The sequence below is a fragment of the Bacillus mexicanus genome (assembly GCF_050445615.1).
Taxonomy (GTDB): Bacteria; Bacillota; Bacilli; order Bacillales; family Bacillaceae; genus Bacillus; species Bacillus mexicanus.
In genome coordinates this window covers 679641-695611 of sequence record NZ_JBCEYV010000001.1, presented here as the reverse complement: position 1 = coordinate 695611, position 15971 = coordinate 679641, and the positions used below count along the sequence as shown (strand labels likewise).

The following is a 15971-nucleotide window of genomic DNA, read 5'->3' as shown; positions in this document are numbered from 1 at the left end:
ACAAAAAACCGTACATGTGCGGTCTCATTGCTCACTCATAGTCGGACATTTACGGTGCCCGGTAGAAACTTGCATGCCATATCCATGCGATTATATGAGTGTACCTATGATGTTGTACTAAATTATATCAAGATTTTCGTCCCGTGCATAGATAAAAAAACAAAATACCCGAACTTTACTTTTATTTCATTAATAATCATTCGTGTTTTCCGCATAAAAAAGCCTGACGGCTATACCGACAGGCTTTTGATTATGACAGATAGAGATTCGAGTACTTATTTGACAAATAGTCAATCAAATAGCGTACATTCAGCTCTTCCCCTGTTGCATCTTTAATAATATCTAACGGCTTTTTCCGTTTTCCATGAATATGCACCTTTTCTGTCAGCCATTGTTTAATCGGATGAAAGTCTCCTCTTTCCAAGAGAGTGTCAAACTCCGGCAGATCCTCGAGCATTTTTTGTTTCAGCTGAGCCGCATACATGTAACCGAGCGCATAGGATGGGAAGTAGCCAAAATCTCCGCCTGCCCAATGGACGTCCTGTAAAATCCCCTCTGCGTCCGTCTGCGGTGTAATCCCCAAATAATCTTCGTATTTTTGATTCCAAAGCACGGGCAGTTCTTCCACAGACACTTCATTGCTGAAAATCGCTTTTTCAATTTCATATCGGATAATAATATGAAGAGGATATGTTAATTCATCCGCTTCAACTCTAATAAATGAAGGTTTTGATTCATTGATGGCCCGGACAAAATCATCCAGGGAGATGGCCTTGAACTGTTCCGGCGATGCTTCTTGAATCTTCTTATAGTACGACGTCCAAAAATGCTTGTTGCGACCGATAAAATTCTCGTAAAACAATGATTGAGATTCATGGATTCCCATTGATGCGCCGTCTGACAAATTCGTGCCGCTCAGCGCTTCGTCAATATTTTGCTCGTATACTGCGTGACCGCACTCATGGATGGTGCCAAAGATCGCTGTGCGGAAATCTTTTTCATCATATCTCGTTGTGACCCGAACGTCTCCGCGGTTCATTGTAGTAGCAAACGGATGAACCGTTTCATCAAGCCGTCCGCCATCAAAATCGTAGCCAAGCTCCTGTAAAAAATACAGACTGAGCTCTTTTTGCTTTTCTTTCGGGAACACTTTTGCAATAAAGCTTGTATCCGGCTTATTCCCAGAAGCTGTTACCTTCTTAACAAGAGGGATAATCGCTTCCTTGAGATCGGAGAACAGCTGATCAAGCACCTTTACCGTGACACCTGGCTCAAATAAATCAAGCAATGCATCATAAGGATGCTCTTGATAGCCCCAATATGTAATAAAACGTTTATTGAATTCAATCAGCTGCTCTAAATAAGGGGAAAACAAGCTGAAATCAGATTTTCCTTTCGCTTCTTCCCACGCGGTTTCTGCCTTTGAACATAAAATCACATATTCCTTGTATTCAGCCTCAGGGATTTTTTTATTCTCTTCATACTCTTTTTTTGCAAGCTCCACTGCCTTTTTCGTATCTTCAGCCAGGTCATCAAATCGTTCATACAGAGCATCGATCAGCTCCTTCATCCGATCTGATGTTTGAATATTGAATATATCTGTCGAAAGCTGACCAATGCTTTCGGCCCGATCCTCTGAGCCGTTTTTTGGCGCACCTGTTCTGGAGTCCCAGTGCATTAATGCAACCGCTTCGCTATAATGTGAGATTCTTTTTAAAAGATCAAAAAATTCCTTTTCATATGTATGTATCTCCATATCTATTCCCTCCCTATTCTAGCCGTTCCATTACAGGCTAATGGAAGGGAATATGAAAGTCAAATGGTTTGGATAAGGGGCCGAATTTCAGCGGCAGCCATCTTTGTTCAGCTGCTGTTCATTTGATTGTTTAGGAATTGGTGTTTTCGGCTTTTCCATTCATCTAAATTATTTCCAACAAGGTAACAATTAGCGTCTTTCACAATATATCCGCTGATAAATGAAAAAAGCTGACGAACACAGCCGTCAGCTTTTTCCTCTTACATCATATGCGGTTCAACAGGCAGGACCTTTTTGACTTCATCAATGATGCGTTCCTTTTCTCCGGCAGCGTAGATGTGAATCGAGCCGCTGTCTTGATTCGAACGAATGAGGCGTCCGATGCCCTGCCGTACGCGTAATAACATATATGGCAGATCAACTTCTTCGAACGGATCCTTTTTCGTCCCGTTTCGTTTCGCTGTAAATACTGGATCATGCGGCGGAAACGGCAATGACCAAATGGTAACATTCTTCAATGCGTCACCAGGAATATCGAGCCCTTCCCATAAGTGAACAGAACAAAGCACTGTTTCCTCTTCCTCTTGGAATTTCTCCACTAAGCTGCTGATTTCCTCGTCACCTTCAAAGAAAATCGGATACGGCAGCTCCCAAGCCGCCGAGAGCTGCTTAAACTCGTTTAATTCCTCAAAAGAAGGGAAAAGCACCAGCGTCCGGCCTTTATACCGTTTGATCGTTTCAATCGTTTCAGCCGTTTTTTGTTCAGCAGCCATATCTGTTTTGGCATATAGATTAACCGTCATTTGCTCATCATAATCATAAGGTGAATCAACAGTTAATGACAAATAATCACGAATCCCGAGACTGTCGGCAATGTAATCAAACGAACCGCCTTCTGACAGCGTAGCAGAAGAAAAAATATAAGGAATTTTCTTAGAAAATACTTTTTCGCCGAGCACTTCCGCAACCGTTCTCGGCATTACAACAAAGGTAGATTCCGCTTCCTTTTTCTCCAGCCAGCTGATCGCATCCTTTTGGTATAGAGATAATGAATATGCCATTTGTTCAACATATTCCTCTACAACTGACAGCTCGTATTGATCAATCGTGTACATCTCAGACTCGAACACAAGCGCATCTCCGATTTTATCAAGCAAACGGTACAGCTCGTCTGCCGCTTTTTTGACACGCTGCTCATTTTTTATGTCTAAGCGGTGTGAACCGGCTATTTCCTTTGATTCTTCAGAAAGCACATAGAAAAATTCATCGTTCGCAGCAAGTGCATCTTCAATCAGTTCAGCAAACTCTTCTCTGATGTCATTTTGAAGCAAACGTTCTAAAAACAACTCAAGCGTAGACTGCTTCACTCTGTAGGTTAACGCTTTTTGCGCAGCGAATTCCAACAGATGCCCTTCATCAAATACAACTGCACTATGATCAGGCAAAAGCGGCAGCTGGCCCTCTCGTTTGCGTGACTCTTCTGTCCACACATGCTCCATATAAAAATCATGAGAACAAATGATCAAATCCGTTGATTTACGGTAATAATCTCTGGAAAGCGTTAAGCCGCATCTATGTCTCATATCACAAGTCAGGCAATCCTGAAATGAATCGTAGTTTACTTCAGACCACTCTTCATTCGATAGGTTTGCGTACTGCTTACGGTCACCGTACGGATAGAATCGCTGCATCGCCTGTGATTCATGGACAAATGACGGTAAGGACTCATAAAGATCAAGCCATTTATCATCATCAGACCGCTGCATCGTTTTTTCAAGCTTCTTCAAGCATAAATATTGCTCATGTGACTTCGATAGCCTTGTATCAATTTTCAGATCCAAATGCTCAGCCAGCTTTGAAATATCGCCCTCTTTTTTCACAAGCTGTTCGATTAATGTTTCATCAGCACAAGCGATAATGGCAGGTTTGCCGACATATCTTGCATAGCTGATCGCGAAAAGAAGATAAACCAGCGTTTTCCCCGTTCCCACTCCAGCTTCGGCGAACATGACTTTTTTCTCTTTAAACGCCCGCTCCAGCTGAAAAGCCATAAATACTTGCTCATCCCGAAGGTCAAATCCTTTTTCGGGAAGAATATCGTAAAACACGTCACCAATCCAATTGTTCAATTCTTCATAAAAATTCTTTGTTTTCGTTAAAGAAAAAGGCAAACGTGATGTTGTCACCCAACTCCAACCCCTAACTATTCGGCATTCAGACCATCTATAATATCATTTCCTGATAATGAATACAATAAAAAAACTTGGCAATGCCAAGTTTTTTGTTGCAGCTTACTTTCGATTGATCACATGCGATGATAAAAACGGATGGTCTGTTGAGTAAATATGTTCCACCGCTTTTTCTAAATCATTTTGCGCATGCGATATCACAGACGGAGACAAATCAGCCTTGAGCTCATTCAGCTCGTTTGCCGTTGTGTCCAGCGCCCTTTGAATGCGATTAAAATGTTCGCTGTTCAACATGAGATCACCTCTTACGGAAATAATCATCATTGTATGCGAATGTTTCAATTTATATACATGCTATCTGCATGTTATCATCGAAATGTGCACAAACTACATTTGATATTCCGTATCCGGATTATCCGTCTTATCAACAATATTCTATCAGGGAGTGATGTTGACATGAGTTATAGAAATCGATTAGATCAGCATTCTGAACTGTTTCACCACAATTGGACGCGGCCTAAACGTTCTAAGTCTCAAGTAAACGGTCACACTGAAATGTCCCAAACCAACATTATTTTAAGAAGCAACGCGAAAGCGCACCGTTGGTAACGATAGAATATGGCTGAAAGATGAAAGAAGACGCTTTAGCGCGTCTTCTTTTTATGCGTTTTCAGTTTTTTTGCGCTGCGGTCTTACTTTTGACCAGTATTGATAATAATCCGTTTTAATAAAGCCGTTAAAAAGCTTTCGTTTCTTCGTCGCTTTTCTGCCGTATACTTCCTCAAAATTCTCATTTGATGTCAGCATATACACAGACCAAGTATCAAGTGGTTCGAACGCCTGTCCCATTTCTTTATACATCTGCTCAACGGCCTTTTTCTCGCCGAGACGCTCTCCGTATGGCGGATTACCAACAATCACGCCAAAATCGAGACTTGTCGTGAAGTCTTTGACTTGCATCTGCTTAAATTGGATTAAATCCCCTAAGCCTGCTTCCTCTGCATTTTCTTTTGCGATTTGAACCATACGGTGGTCTATATCGCTAGCAAAAATCGTAAGCGGTTGGTCATAGTTCGCCTTTTCTTCGACTTCAAGCCGCGCTTTGTCCCACAGGTCTTTACCGATCCATTCCCAATCCTCTGAGGCAAAATCACGGTTAAATCCCGGGGCGATGTTTTGACCGATGAGTGCAGCTTCAATCGCGATCGTTCCGGAACCACAGAAAGGATCGGCAAACGGACGGTCAGGGGTCCAATTGGTTAATTGCACTAAAGCGGCAGCAAGTGTTTCTTTTATCGGAGCACCGCCCTGATCAACACGGTATCCGCGTTTGTGAAGGCCTGTCCCGGATGAATCCAGCGTAATAACCGCCTGATCTTTTAATAAAGAAACTTCCACCTTATACTCGGCACCTGTTTCTTCAATCCAGTCGTTGGCTTTATCAGACTGCAGCTTAAGCTTTTCAACAATCGCTTTTTTGACGATTCGCTGACAGTCAGGCACACTTGCAAGTGTTGATTTCACAGATTTCCCAATAACAGGAAATTTCCCGTTTTCAGGTATAAATGAGCGCCAGTTAATCGCTTTCGTTTTTTCAAACAGTTCATCGAATGTTTTCGCTTTAAAAGAAGCTATCTGAACCTTTATGCGGTCGGCTGTTCTAAGCCAAAGGTTTGCACGGCAAATGGCAAACGCATCACCTTCAAAAATAACTTTTCCGTTATCGACCTTACATTCGTACCCTAAATCTCGTACTTCCTTTGCAACAACAGCTTCAATGCCCATCGGCGCCGTTGCAATTAGTGTATACTTCGTCATCGTATCACCCTGTCTTTTAAAACTTTTCTCTTTTCAAGATAAAAGCTCTCCTTATACGGGAGAGCTTGTTTTCATCATTTAACATGTAAGTGGTTTAACGTTCTGTAAGCCATGTTTTGTTCCGTCGTACTGCAAATGGCTCATCACCTCGTACTCGGGCGGCAATCATCTATCTACAGAAAGCATTCTGTCCTTCTCTCCGTTGAATTCCGTTAAGAAGGTTCCCCTACCAAAATTTGGGTTTCTCGCTCGAGGGGTTTACCGCGTTCCACTCTCACCATTTCTAGTGAGACTTCGTCACTGTGGCACTTTTCAAGGATACTCAGCCATATCCAAAGGACGTAGGCTTTTTTCCTGCCGTCAGCCTTTCAAAGGCTGCCCTAGCTTATGACTTCGCTAGGCACGAACACTACGGGCATCTCAGCACCGTGCGAGCATGGACTTTCCTCTACAGATTCAAGATCTGCAGCGATTACCCGAACGTTAAGAACATGAATTATTATATAACAACTGATTGCAATTTACAAGCACCATTTTTTCAAGTGCGATCAATCATAAAGCTTACTGCCAAAAACGTGTTTTTCTAAGTTGGACAACCGTTTTAAAATATCAAAGTTCGTTGTGTTAGATTGCACAGGCTGTTTTTTGCTGGCTTCTTCAAGCTGTTTTTTCAGTTGCAGATTTTCCTGCTGCAGTTCTTCGATTTCTTGATGGAAGGTTTCATAATCCTTAATGATCATATCTAAAAATTTGTCAACGTCTTCTTGCTTGTAGCCTCTAACGCCTGTTTTAAATTCTTTTTCCAAAATTTCTTTCGCAGAAAGCTTTACTTTATCAGCAAGCATCTTTTTCACCTCGTATCGTGAATCATCACATATATTTTTTCAGAAATCTGCACGCTTGTCAAATTTCTCTTTCTTTGTTATAAGTAGCTGTCTTCCTCTACTGTCACTCTTAAGTCATCCATTGTGATAAAGTAAATAGGATAGCCATCCTGTTCGCGCCGCTTTTCTGCTGTCTCAAGCATATACTTTGGGGATCCTTCCATTTCTAAATCATATAACAGCATGAGCGCATCGGATTTCTCAATAAAGAACTGGTTTTTTTGCCTAAACTGAAGCGGGCTTTCATAAGGCCTGTGAGTCAGGCTTTCTTCATAGTCAGCCTGTGCTAAAACAGCTTCATATAGCTCTTTATTAGGATCTTTCCAGTTCTTTTCTTGATCGTAAAAAGGGGTAATGACAGCTACCTTCAAATCAGGATATTCTTCCTGCAGATCATATGCAGCTTCAGCCGCCCACAGTTCTACTCCAAGCTGGCCCGAGATTAAAATCCATTCTAAACCTTCATCTAAAAATCCAATCAGCCGATTTTTAATCGTTTTTTTTATGTAGTACAATGCCTTATCATCCTGCTTGAAAATCCCTAATTCAAATGGTTTATATCCTGTAATTGCCAATACCTTCATATTTTCACCTACTTTTTAAAAATGGGGTCCCCTGCGGGGCCCCATTTTTATCATTGCGTGTTACACCAATCAGCCTGCACGATTCAATACTAGTCGCAGCAAGGTTTTCCTGCCTGAAAATGCTGATGTGTTGTCGGATCAAAGCTAGAATAAGTGTGTGGATAGTAGTGAACATGCTCAAAATGCTGGTGATTTACATTTGTCGTATGCTGTGGATGAATATGCGGCACGATCGTATTTGAAAACGTATGATGTTCACAGCAATGAGTAGGATGGACAATCGGCGCCATCATGTGCGGTCTGCAGTGATGCATGATGAAATCCCCTTTCCATAAACTTTATTACAATACTAAGCTATGAAAATGAAAGGGTACATGTTCTGATGCAAAGACCTATTTTAAAAGTGTGCAATTAAGCTGTCTTTAAAGTTTGAAAACACAAAAGCAATCAAAAAAACCACAACAAAGAACAAGTAAAAAACACCCTTATACATACCAACTCTCCCTTTAAAAATAACTAACGTTATTTTACAGGATTCGCCGCTATTCTACAACAAATTCAATGCGTATTCAGCAAAAAAAATCGTTGCCGAAACAAGTCGTCTTTTGCGCTTTCCCGGGGAATATTCAAGAGGAATATTTCCTCTTCAGCCGAGCGATTCTCACATGCAGTTTTTCTGTTTCTTTTTCTGATAAAAATGCCGCATCGCTCAGTAATGATTCTGTTATATGCAAAGCTTTACCGAACGCTTTTGTCTTATGCTCTAAATATTTTGCAAGTTCTATCACAGCAGCATATCTGCACTTCTGGTTTTGAGAGCGGGACAGTTTTTCCCAAAGCGGCACTGCTTCTTCAAACCGGTCTTGTTTCTTGTACAGGAGCGATAGATCGAGCAGCGCTTTGTCTTGATCCTCAAACGACTGTTCTTTAAGCCTTTCCAGCTGTTTGACCGCTTGATTCGTTTCTTTATGGGCCAAAAACCATTTCGCCATGGCATAAGCTTCCCGGTGCTCTTGTGGCGCATGTGATTCAGAAAGGATTTTTTTAGACATATGAATATACAATGAAATGAGCGATAGTACATCCATTTCGTTATGATGCAGGACACCTTTTAAAAGGTCAGGCTCTTGCGCTTTGATAAAATGAAAGTAAAGCATTGGCGCCAAGTAGCCCGGTGTATCTTCTTCCCTCTGAATGCCAAGCTCCTCTTTTTCAACTGTTCCAAGTGATACGCGGTCCATTTTGTGTTTCCACAGACGCCTTGCTCCATGCAGAAGGTCAAAATGGCCAAACTCCGGGAGCTTTGGAAGTCTGTCACGGATCAATGTGTGCCTTGTTTTTACTTGCGGCCAATCAAAGGCTTTTCCGTTGTAGGTCACAAGTGATGTAATATCAACCTCGCTTAAAAAGCTTTGATACAAGGCAACTTCATTCCCGGGTTTAGGCAAAAGATGCTGTTTGACTATTACTCTGTCTTCGTATACTCTCGCATGACCAAGTAAAAAAATTGTATTTCCAGCTCCGCCTCCAAGGCCAGTTGTTTCTGTATCAAAGAAAAAGAGGCTGTTTTTGTTATACCCTTTTGCTGACAGCGTATGTGACAGGCTGCTTTGATTCCACAGGTCGATCACTTCATCAAGCTCAGAAAAACTGTATAATCCATGGCAATGAGAAAGCGGATATTCTACCTCTCTGATGAGGCAGTATTCATCCTCGAAGAAAAAAGGCGTCATGCCAAAAGCCTCCCACTCTTCTAAAAACGGGATTTCAGCGATATTGTTTTCTTGTTTGCCTGCTTCTGTTTTATGTTCTCCATCGCCGAGCACCATATGCTTTTTCATTCGCTGGAGTTTCCCTTTTAATGACATATCCTACCTCTCTCCTCACGACATTTGATCCAACAGCTGCAAAATTCTTTCCTTTGCTTTTATCCCTTCTATTTCGGTACCTATACAAGATGGACAGCCATCATCACAAGGACATTGTTTAATGAGCTGTTTCGCCGCTTCATTAATATCTGAAAAACGTTTGAAAACTTCCTCCGCTAAACCGATTCCGCCCGGATAATGATCGTATAAAAAGATCGTCGGCAATCCGGTATGAGCTGCTTTGATTTGTGACACGACGTGAACATCATTGCGGTCGCACATAATATACACAGGGACAATATGCTGCAGCACATTTGAGATGCCGAGAAGCAGCTGTTCCAGCGTCTTTTCCCCGATATCTTCGTCTGCTGTTTTCATTTCGAGCCATGCGGCACTTGTATGCAGTTCCTCTTCCGGCAAATGAATCGGACCGGACCCGATGTTTTCAAAAGTGGTCATTTTTATTTTTTTAAAAATAGTCGGCAGGGCATTGACAGTTACGTCACCGTAATTCAATGACAGACAGCTTTTTTCTTTCGTTTTATCAATTTCCAATACCTTTAGCTGTACTGCCAGGTTGGCATCCGTATAATATTCGACATCGACTTTTCTGACATAAGCTTTTTTATGGTCCCAGTCAAGCTTCTCTACCTGATATTGAACGCCTTCATGCAAATAGATCGCTTCATCATGCAAAAGCGTCATCGCGCTAAAACGATCCATTTCACCGATGATCCTTACGTTCGCAATATCAGACTGATCAACGATAACAACATTTTCCTGTGAGGCCGAACGCAGGCTGATATTTGAAGCGGGAAACGATTCACTTGCCCAGTGATATTGTTCGCCGTTTCGGTGAAGAACAGACTCTTCCTGAAGATACTCAAGAATATCACTTACATCCATCGGACCGAATTCTTCATCAGCTCTAAAGGGAAGCTCATAAGCCGCACACTTTAAGTGGTCTACCAAAATGATTACATTCTCCGGATTGATTCTTGCAGATTCCGGCGAACGCTCAAAGAAATATTGGGGATGCCGCACGATATATTGATCGATCGGCGTTGAATTGGCAACCATGATAATCAAAGACTCACCGTGTCTTCTGCCAGCTCGTCCCGCCTGCTGCCATGCACTGGCTACACTTCCAGGATAACCCGTCATCACACATACTTGGAGCTGGCCGATATCAACGCCTAACTCTAAGGCATTCGTACTGACCACTCCCAAAATCTCGCCTTCTCTCAAACCTCTTTCGATTTCTCTTCGCTCTTTCGGAAGATAACCTCCCCGATAGCCTCTAATTGACTTTGTCCCAAGCTCTTTTTTCACAAGCTCCTGAATGTGGCTTAAGATAATTTCCACCCGGACTCTGCTTCTGGCAAAAATAATCGTCTGCACTTTGTTTTTCAAAAATTCTTTCGCCAGTTCGTTTACTTCTGCTGTTGCGCTTCTTCTAATATTCAAAGGCTTGTTCACAATTGGCGGATTATAAAATACAAAATGCTTCCGTCCGGTCGGGGCACCATTATCATTGACCAGCCGCATAGGGCTGTCTGTCAGCTGTTCTCCCAATTCCTTCGGGTTGGCAATTGTTGCGGACGTGCAAATAAAAACCGGATCACTTCCATAAAATCGGCAAATCCGTTTCAGCCGCCGGATCACATTCGCCACATGGCTCCCGAATACACCGCGATATGTATGAAGCTCATCAATGACGATATACTTAAGGTTTTCAAACAAACTGACCCATTTCGTATGATGCGGAAGAATGGCAGAATGCAGCATATCGGGATTTGTAATGACAATATGGCCTGCTTTTCTCACCTTTTGTCTGATTGCAGGAGACGTATCCCCGTCATATGTAAAGCTTTTAATATCAATATCCATTTCATCAATGATTTCATTTAGCTCGCTTTTCTGATCTTGTGCCAGCGCTTTAGTCGGGAATAAATATAGCGCCCGATTTGTTTCGTCTTGGGCGATAGACTGCAGGACTGGGAGATTATAGCATAACGTTTTTCCTGATGCGGTCGGCGTCACAGTAACGATGTTTTCTCCTTTTTGCACATGTTGAAAAGCGGAAAATTGGTGGGTATATAGTGCATCAATGCCTCTTTTTGAAAGGGCTGCTTTTATTCTCTCATCTATACTTTCAGGCATCGGCCTTGTTTTTGCTTCACGAGGCTCTATTTCATGCCAATTCACAACATTTTCATTTCCTTTTAACTCAGAAATGAGCTCAGTCAGTGATTTCTTTTTCATTCTTTACACCTCTTTGTCAAGTACAGTTTACCGAATATTTGTTTGTATGGCTAGGTGCAAATTTTATACAGTCGAACAAAAAAAGCAAGGCATATGCCCTGCTTATTTCGCTTTTATTGTGAGGAGCTTTGTTTTACCTTTATGGGCAGCCTTTTCGTCTGCCGGCACAAGAGATCCTACAGCTTCACCATTCATGATTACAATGGGAATGACTGTGCTGCTCGCTTTTTCTTTTATTAACTCCAAATCACACGTAATCAGCGGATCACCGACCTTCACTTTGTCCCCTTCTTTTAAGTGGGCAGTAAATCCTTCTCCGTTCATATTAACCGTTTCCAGGCCAACATGGATTAACAGTTCTATTCCTGAGCGTGTCCGAATGCCAACTGCATGTTTGGTGTGGAAAATCTGGATCACTTCACCTTCCACAGGTGAGACGATTTCGCCGTTTGAGGGTTCTACCGCTATGCCTTCTCCCATCATTTTCTGTGAAAAAACAGGGTCCGGCACATCTGTCAAGTTCATGACCGTCCCGTCTGCCGGAGAATAAATAACCTCTTCTGTTACTTTTTCCTGAGTTTTTCCCATTCCGAATAATTTTTTCAGCAATGTGTTTTCTCCCTTCTCATTCGCTTCAACCGTTATCCCTTCATTCACCCCTATTTAACCACACTTTCAATTTTGCTTCAATTTATAACAACATCTGGCATTGACGCATAACCTGATAAAAAAAGGCGGTGGCAGATTTGGAATTTCATGATGACAAAAAGAATGAACTGCAAAAGAAAGAAGAAATGATCACAGAGGCAATTGACTCTCTTTTTCAATCTTCAGCATTCGGCAACCTATTAAACGGGTTTCAAAACCTGATCAACTCGAGTTTAGAGGATGTGCAGACAACCATAGATCTGAGGGAAAGAGAGACCGGACTGTATGTCGATATCACCATTCCGGCGACGTTTCGGGATGGTGATATCGTCGTTGATGTAAAATCAAGATATCTGCATGTAACACTTCAAGAGAAACAAAAACAGCATAATGAGGCCACTTTTACAAGCATGACAAGAACGGTTCAGCTGCCTTATGAAGTACACCAAGAAGATATGGAAACATCTTGGGATGAGCAGACGATGACGCTTTTCTTTCCAAAAAAGAAGCATGAATGAGTAACTCATTCATGCTTTCATCATTTGAAAAAGCTGGTAACTCCCTTTATTAATGATCCGAACTGATTCATTGCACTCATCACTTGGCCTGTCGTATCCATCATTTTATTAAAATCAAACTGTCCGTTGGCTTTTTTGAATTGCGATAGTATATTTTGAAATTGTGAGGGCTGCTGTTGATTAGGCCTTGGGATTGGATAAGGGTTAGAAAACATAGGCGGCTGCATAGGCATTGACTGGTTTGGGTTTGGAGTATACGGATCATAATAATCCTGCTGTCCATACTGCATCGGGTAATATTGCCCAGGCCCTGGTGCAGCAGCCTGCTGATAATACCCTTGCATTTGCTGAGGATCATAGTAGCCCATTTGCTGAGGATAGCTTTGAGAACTCCTGTTCATTGCGATTCCCCCTAAACTCAACATGTTTTTTCTTCTATATATGTATGAGTGAAATCTATTATTTGTGTCACATGTCTTGATTTGCATTTGTCTAACTTTGTCGAAAGTTTAAATTTTTTAAAAACAGAAAAAAGTCGAATCATTATGGTACCATATTTTCAATACAGATGAGAGGGGATGCACCATAATGAACGTATCATACTTAAGCAAACGTTTTGCAGAAATGAAGAAATATGAAACAGACTGTGTGAATAAACTGATGGACTTTGCCAAGTTCCTCTATATTCAAGGACATCTCAGCATAACTGAGTTTCGTTACAGTATGAAGGTTCTCGAAGCAAATGGAGCAGAAAGCCCGGCATATGAGCTGAATTAACAGCCGGCCCCCTATAACAAACGTAAAAGAAGACAGCCTCTACCGGCTGTCTTCTCTTTCTATTTCATCTTTTACTGCGTGCAACGTATAAAGGACAGATTCCGTGATATCCTTAAATCGTTTTTTATGAATATGATGAACGTATGATTGAAGGACCAATTCCAAAAAATGATCCTTTACGGTCTCGATTTGCTCTTTATGCACATATTTTGGCCGGCTGGCTTTTATCCATTCAAATGCCCCTTGCGCCCAGCTATTCGCAAGCTCATCATTCTCCTCAACTGCAGGCTTTATCGTATCAAAAAAATCATAAGAATGATCATTGTCTTTTCCTTCCTGATATCGATCAGCGCCTTTTTCAGCAGCTTCAATCATTTGCTTGGTCATTTCCAGCAATGTTTGTGATTGCAATACCCTTCACCTCAATGCATATCGTACCAAATTTCAGTCACAAATTCAGCTGATACGATATACCTTTTCAAATGCATACCTATGCCGAGGCGATTGATACAGCTCACTGATGCAAATATGAAGGTCCATGAGTTCTTCTTCCAGCACGCGCAGACGATCGTTTTTCGTTTCCCGCGCCTCAGCTTCAAATGCATGTAAAGAATGATTCAGGCTTTGCTCAGCTCGAGTTAGTTCATGTTCCATATCAGAAAGCATACGGAGAATATCTGTTTTGCTTACATAACCGGACATTCGTGTACCTCCCTTTCTTCGTCTCTCCCGGTTAACATTCTTTGCTCTTTAGGCTCTTTCCTTCCTCCTGACAAAACTAGAAGCAAATCGCCAAACAAACAGGTATTCCACAAAAAGCTGACGTTTTCGACAAAAACACCCGCAAACATTGTATGATCCTCCCTCTTAATGCAAACGATATTTGTGAGGAGGTGCCGTATGAAAACAAGACCGAAAAAAGCCGGCCAGCAAAAAAAGACTGAATCAAAAGCAATCGACTCTTTAGATAAAAAATTGGGCGGCCCAAACCGCCCTTCTACGTAAGAAGCAAGGAATTTCCTTGCTTCTTTATTTTTTCAGCCAATGCTCGACCGCGAAAAGCGCATGAAGCTGGCGATTTTTATGCAGATACCAGTCTGTCAATTCAATCTGCTTCGGCAATACTTCACGTTTAAAGAACGCTTTCTTTATCTTTCCATGAAACCAATCAGTTTTCTTTCCGTCTAATGAGTGAATGAACTCTGGATAGCATGTCCTAAGCATAGGAGATGTTCTTTTTTTGACCCCGATCATTTTTTCCATATCAAAACGGGAACCTGTATGCGGCACTGTGTGCAAAAAGTGATAAAATGAGGAAAACAATTCGGGGCTGAACAGCAATTGAGACAGCTGCTTTCCCAGCCTGATCCTCTCCTCTGTTTTGGAAAAACGTTTCACTGAAATCCCGTAAAGAAGCCCATCTGAAGAAGGAAAAATAACCGTGTTAAAATGAAACCAATCACTTAAATAAAAAGGAATCGTGTCAAAAACGTTCTTTTTAAACGAAGGATTTTGTATAATAGGTGTTTGGATAGTGTTTTGTTCATTTATGATGAGGGCATACATTAGGCGCTCTGTGTTTCGCTCATACCAAAAACGGGTCCATTCTTCTCTCATAAATTGTGAGACGCCAAACATAGGCAGGTAATGAAACAGCGGTTTACCGATTATTTTTGACCATTGGTATAAGAGAAGCTGCGGATAGGCATCCGAAAAAATAAGCCAGTTCGCTCTTTCATAGGCCAAAAAGAACCACTTTTGCTGTCTCTCACGAAGTCCGAGCTGAAACAGACTGCCTTTTAAGTCAGTCATTGACCAGCCGGCATTGCGGGATACGAAGGATGCCAATAGCGACCATTTGATCTCTGGATGACGATCATAAAACGCTTTATATGCATTCGTTCTTGAGATATTATCTATATTTTTTACTTTTGTCTCCCGCTCAATCCGGCTCAAAAGCGTTCCGATGCTCTGTTGTCCGTGCATGTTCATTCACTTCCGTCATGAATAGTTTAATAAGGAGGATGAGAAAGTGATTCGGTATCCTAACGGAAAAACGTTTCAGCCGAAACATTCGGTTTCATCCCAAAACAGTCAAAAAAGGGCCCCGTCTTACAGTAATCGCGGAATGACCCTCGAAGATGACTTAAACGAAACGAATAAGTATTATCTGACAAACCAAATAGCCGTCATACACAAAAAGCCGACACCTGTTCAAATTGTAAATGTCCATTACCCAAAAAGAAGCGCCGCAGTGATTAAAGAAGCTTACTTTAAACAATCATCGACTACAGATTATAATGGGATTTACAAAGGACGGTATATTGATTTTGAGGCGAAAGAAACGAAAAACAAAACCTCTTTCCCCCTGCAGAATTTCCATGACCATCAAATTGAGCATATGAAGCAGGTGAAGGCCCAAGACGGTATTTGTTTTGTTATTATATCCGCTTTCGACCAAGTTTATTTTTTGGAAGCCGATAAGCTGTTTTTTTTCTGGAACAGAAAAGAACAAAACGGCAGAAAATCAATTCGAAAAGATGAGCTAGAGGAAGCCGCATATCCGATTTCTCTTGGATATGCACCTAGAATTGATTATATTAGTATTATTGAACAGCTTTATTTTTCGCCATCATCAAGTGCGAAAGGTTGATTAACGAAAGG

20 protein-coding genes, 1 other RNA gene and 1 riboswitch are annotated in these 15971 nt (G+C 41.6%); of the genes, 5 read left to right on the top strand and 16 right to left on the bottom strand.

Annotation, left to right across the window (positions count from 1 at the left end; genetic code table 11):
- Window positions 1-18 precede the first annotated feature (18 nt).
- Window positions 19-118, bottom strand: a riboswitch (purine riboswitch).
- Window positions 119-250: 132 nt separating this feature from the next.
- From ypwA to AAGG74_RS03825, 3 genes are all read right to left on the bottom strand, one after another.
- Window positions 251-1756 carry a carboxypeptidase gene (gene ypwA / locus AAGG74_RS03835; RefSeq protein ID WP_429674570.1) on the bottom strand — a complete coding sequence of 502 codons (1506 nt, stop codon included), beginning with the start codon at window positions 1754-1756 and terminating at the stop codon, window positions 251-253.
- Between the two features lie 260 nt (window positions 1757-2016).
- Entirely contained in the window at window positions 2017-3942 is a 1926-nt protein-coding gene (locus AAGG74_RS03830; RefSeq protein WP_429674568.1) for an ATP-dependent DNA helicase, read from the bottom strand.
- A 105-nt stretch (window positions 3943-4047) separates the two neighbouring features.
- Window positions 4048-4239, bottom strand: a complete 192-nt coding sequence (locus AAGG74_RS03825; RefSeq protein ID WP_429674567.1) for a hypothetical protein — start codon at window positions 4237-4239, stop codon at window positions 4048-4050.
- A 162-nt stretch (window positions 4240-4401) separates the two neighbouring features.
- Between AAGG74_RS03825 and AAGG74_RS03820 the strand changes: the two genes are divergently transcribed.
- On the top strand, window positions 4402-4554 hold the full coding sequence (locus tag AAGG74_RS03820; protein ID WP_010327933.1) for a YpzG family protein: 153 nt from the start codon (window positions 4402-4404) through the stop codon (window positions 4552-4554).
- Window positions 4555-4605: 51 nt separating this feature from the next.
- On the opposite strand, the gene AAGG74_RS03815 is transcribed toward AAGG74_RS03820, so the two are convergent.
- From AAGG74_RS03815 to AAGG74_RS03775, 9 genes are all read right to left on the bottom strand, one after another.
- Window positions 4606-5763, bottom strand: coding sequence for a THUMP domain-containing class I SAM-dependent RNA methyltransferase (locus AAGG74_RS03815; RefSeq protein ID WP_162102662.1), 1158 nt, complete (start codon window positions 5761-5763; stop codon window positions 4606-4608).
- Window positions 5764-5863: 100 nt separating this feature from the next.
- An RNA gene (rnpB, locus tag AAGG74_RS03810) (RNase P RNA component class B) lies at window positions 5864-6247 on the bottom strand.
- Between the two features lie 64 nt (window positions 6248-6311).
- Window positions 6312-6608: a cell division regulator GpsB gene (gpsB, locus tag AAGG74_RS03805; protein WP_003225629.1), complete on the bottom strand. Its 297-nt coding sequence runs from the start codon at window positions 6606-6608 to the stop codon at window positions 6312-6314.
- Window positions 6609-6685: 77 nt separating this feature from the next.
- Window positions 6686-7231 (bottom strand): SLOG family protein, encoded by a 546-nt coding sequence (locus AAGG74_RS03800; protein ID WP_429674566.1) that lies wholly within the window; start codon window positions 7229-7231, stop codon window positions 6686-6688.
- A gap of 89 nt (window positions 7232-7320) precedes the next feature.
- Window positions 7321-7545 carry a spore coat protein CotD gene (gene cotD, locus AAGG74_RS03795; protein WP_162102660.1) on the bottom strand — a complete coding sequence of 75 codons (225 nt, stop codon included), beginning with the start codon at window positions 7543-7545 and terminating at the stop codon, window positions 7321-7323.
- Window positions 7546-7628: 83 nt separating this feature from the next.
- On the bottom strand, window positions 7629-7757 hold the full coding sequence (locus AAGG74_RS03790) for a hypothetical protein (protein ID WP_003230707.1): 129 nt from the start codon (window positions 7755-7757) through the stop codon (window positions 7629-7631).
- Window positions 7758-7857: 100 nt separating this feature from the next.
- A complete protein-coding gene (locus AAGG74_RS03785; RefSeq protein ID WP_429674565.1) occupies window positions 7858-9099 on the bottom strand; it encodes a ribonuclease H-like domain-containing protein in 1242 nt (413 codons plus the stop codon).
- Window positions 9100-9114: 15 nt separating this feature from the next.
- Entirely contained in the window at window positions 9115-11364 is a 2250-nt protein-coding gene (mrfA, locus tag AAGG74_RS03780; RefSeq protein ID WP_429674564.1) for an ATP-dependent helicase MrfA, read from the bottom strand.
- Between the two features lie 102 nt (window positions 11365-11466).
- Window positions 11467-11973, bottom strand: a complete 507-nt coding sequence (locus tag AAGG74_RS03775; RefSeq protein ID WP_429674563.1) for a PTS sugar transporter subunit IIA — start codon at window positions 11971-11973, stop codon at window positions 11467-11469.
- Between the two features lie 137 nt (window positions 11974-12110).
- Between AAGG74_RS03775 and AAGG74_RS03770 the strand changes: the two genes are divergently transcribed.
- Complete coding sequence (locus AAGG74_RS03770) at window positions 12111-12530, top strand: Hsp20/alpha crystallin family protein (protein ID WP_162102656.1); 420 nt, start codon at window positions 12111-12113, stop codon at window positions 12528-12530.
- Between the two features lie 20 nt (window positions 12531-12550).
- Here the strand turns inward: AAGG74_RS03770 and AAGG74_RS03765 are convergent, their stop codons facing one another.
- A complete protein-coding gene (locus AAGG74_RS03765; RefSeq protein WP_162102655.1) occupies window positions 12551-12931 on the bottom strand; it encodes a YppG family protein in 381 nt (126 codons plus the stop codon).
- Between the two features lie 187 nt (window positions 12932-13118).
- On the opposite strand from AAGG74_RS03765, the gene AAGG74_RS03760 reads away from it, so the two are divergent.
- Window positions 13119-13307 carry a YppF family protein gene (locus tag AAGG74_RS03760; RefSeq protein ID WP_162102654.1) on the top strand — a complete coding sequence of 63 codons (189 nt, stop codon included), beginning with the start codon at window positions 13119-13121 and terminating at the stop codon, window positions 13305-13307.
- A gap of 39 nt (window positions 13308-13346) precedes the next feature.
- Here the strand turns inward: AAGG74_RS03760 and AAGG74_RS03755 are convergent, their stop codons facing one another.
- Both AAGG74_RS03755 and AAGG74_RS03750 read right to left on the bottom strand, forming a co-directional pair.
- Window positions 13347-13718, bottom strand: coding sequence for a YppE family protein (locus AAGG74_RS03755; RefSeq protein ID WP_429674561.1), 372 nt, complete (start codon window positions 13716-13718; stop codon window positions 13347-13349).
- 45 nt (window positions 13719-13763) lie between these two features.
- The gene (locus tag AAGG74_RS03750) at window positions 13764-14009 is read right to left on the bottom strand and encodes a DUF5446 family protein (protein ID WP_162102652.1); all 246 of its coding nucleotides are present in this window, start codon (window positions 14007-14009) and stop codon (window positions 13764-13766) included.
- A 198-nt stretch (window positions 14010-14207) separates the two neighbouring features.
- Between AAGG74_RS03750 and sspM the strand changes: the two genes are divergently transcribed.
- The gene (gene sspM, locus AAGG74_RS03745; RefSeq protein ID WP_003225606.1) at window positions 14208-14312 is read left to right on the top strand and encodes an acid-soluble spore protein SspM; all 105 of its coding nucleotides are present in this window, start codon (window positions 14208-14210) and stop codon (window positions 14310-14312) included.
- 24 nt (window positions 14313-14336) lie between these two features.
- Here sspM and AAGG74_RS03740 read toward each other — a convergent pair whose 3' ends face one another.
- The gene (locus AAGG74_RS03740; protein ID WP_429674559.1) at window positions 14337-15299 is read right to left on the bottom strand and encodes a DUF2515 domain-containing protein; all 963 of its coding nucleotides are present in this window, start codon (window positions 15297-15299) and stop codon (window positions 14337-14339) included.
- Window positions 15300-15339: 40 nt separating this feature from the next.
- Between AAGG74_RS03740 and recU the strand changes: the two genes are divergently transcribed.
- A complete protein-coding gene (recU, locus tag AAGG74_RS03735) occupies window positions 15340-15960 on the top strand; it encodes a Holliday junction resolvase RecU (protein ID WP_162102650.1) in 621 nt (206 codons plus the stop codon).
- Window positions 15961-15971: the final 11 nt, after the last annotated feature.

Excerpts from the sequence above, each read along its gene's own strand:
- ypwA (WP_429674570.1), bottom strand. The coding sequence starts at position 1,756 with ATGGAGATACATACATATGAAAAGGAATTTTTTGATCTTTTAAAAAGA.
- AAGG74_RS03825 (WP_429674567.1), bottom strand. The coding sequence starts at position 4,239 with ATGTTGAACAGCGAACATTTTAATCGCATTCAAAGGGCGCTGGACACA.
- AAGG74_RS03820 (WP_010327933.1), top strand. The coding sequence starts at position 4,402 with ATGAGTTATAGAAATCGATTAGATCAGCATTCTGAACTGTTTCACCAC.
- AAGG74_RS03815 (WP_162102662.1), bottom strand. The coding sequence starts at position 5,763 with ATGACGAAGTATACACTAATTGCAACGGCGCCGATGGGCATTGAAGCT.
- gpsB (WP_003225629.1), bottom strand. The coding sequence starts at position 6,608 with ATGCTTGCTGATAAAGTAAAGCTTTCTGCGAAAGAAATTTTGGAAAAA.
- AAGG74_RS03800 (WP_429674566.1), bottom strand. The coding sequence starts at position 7,231 with ATGAAGGTATTGGCAATTACAGGATATAAACCATTTGAATTAGGGATT.
- cotD (WP_162102660.1), bottom strand. The coding sequence starts at position 7,545 with ATGCATCACTGCAGACCGCACATGATGGCGCCGATTGTCCATCCTACT.
- AAGG74_RS03785 (WP_429674565.1), bottom strand. The coding sequence starts at position 9,099 with ATGTCATTAAAAGGGAAACTCCAGCGAATGAAAAAGCATATGGTGCTC.
- mrfA (WP_429674564.1), bottom strand. The coding sequence starts at position 11,364 with ATGAAAAAGAAATCACTGACTGAGCTCATTTCTGAGTTAAAAGGAAAT.
- AAGG74_RS03765 (WP_162102655.1), bottom strand. The coding sequence starts at position 12,931 with ATGAACAGGAGTTCTCAAAGCTATCCTCAGCAAATGGGCTACTATGAT.
- AAGG74_RS03760 (WP_162102654.1), top strand. The coding sequence starts at position 13,119 with ATGAACGTATCATACTTAAGCAAACGTTTTGCAGAAATGAAGAAATAT.
- AAGG74_RS03750 (WP_162102652.1), bottom strand. The coding sequence starts at position 14,009 with ATGTCCGGTTATGTAAGCAAAACAGATATTCTCCGTATGCTTTCTGAT.
- sspM (WP_003225606.1), top strand. The coding sequence starts at position 14,208 with ATGAAAACAAGACCGAAAAAAGCCGGCCAGCAAAAAAAGACTGAATCA.
- AAGG74_RS03740 (WP_429674559.1), bottom strand. The coding sequence starts at position 15,299 with ATGAACATGCACGGACAACAGAGCATCGGAACGCTTTTGAGCCGGATT.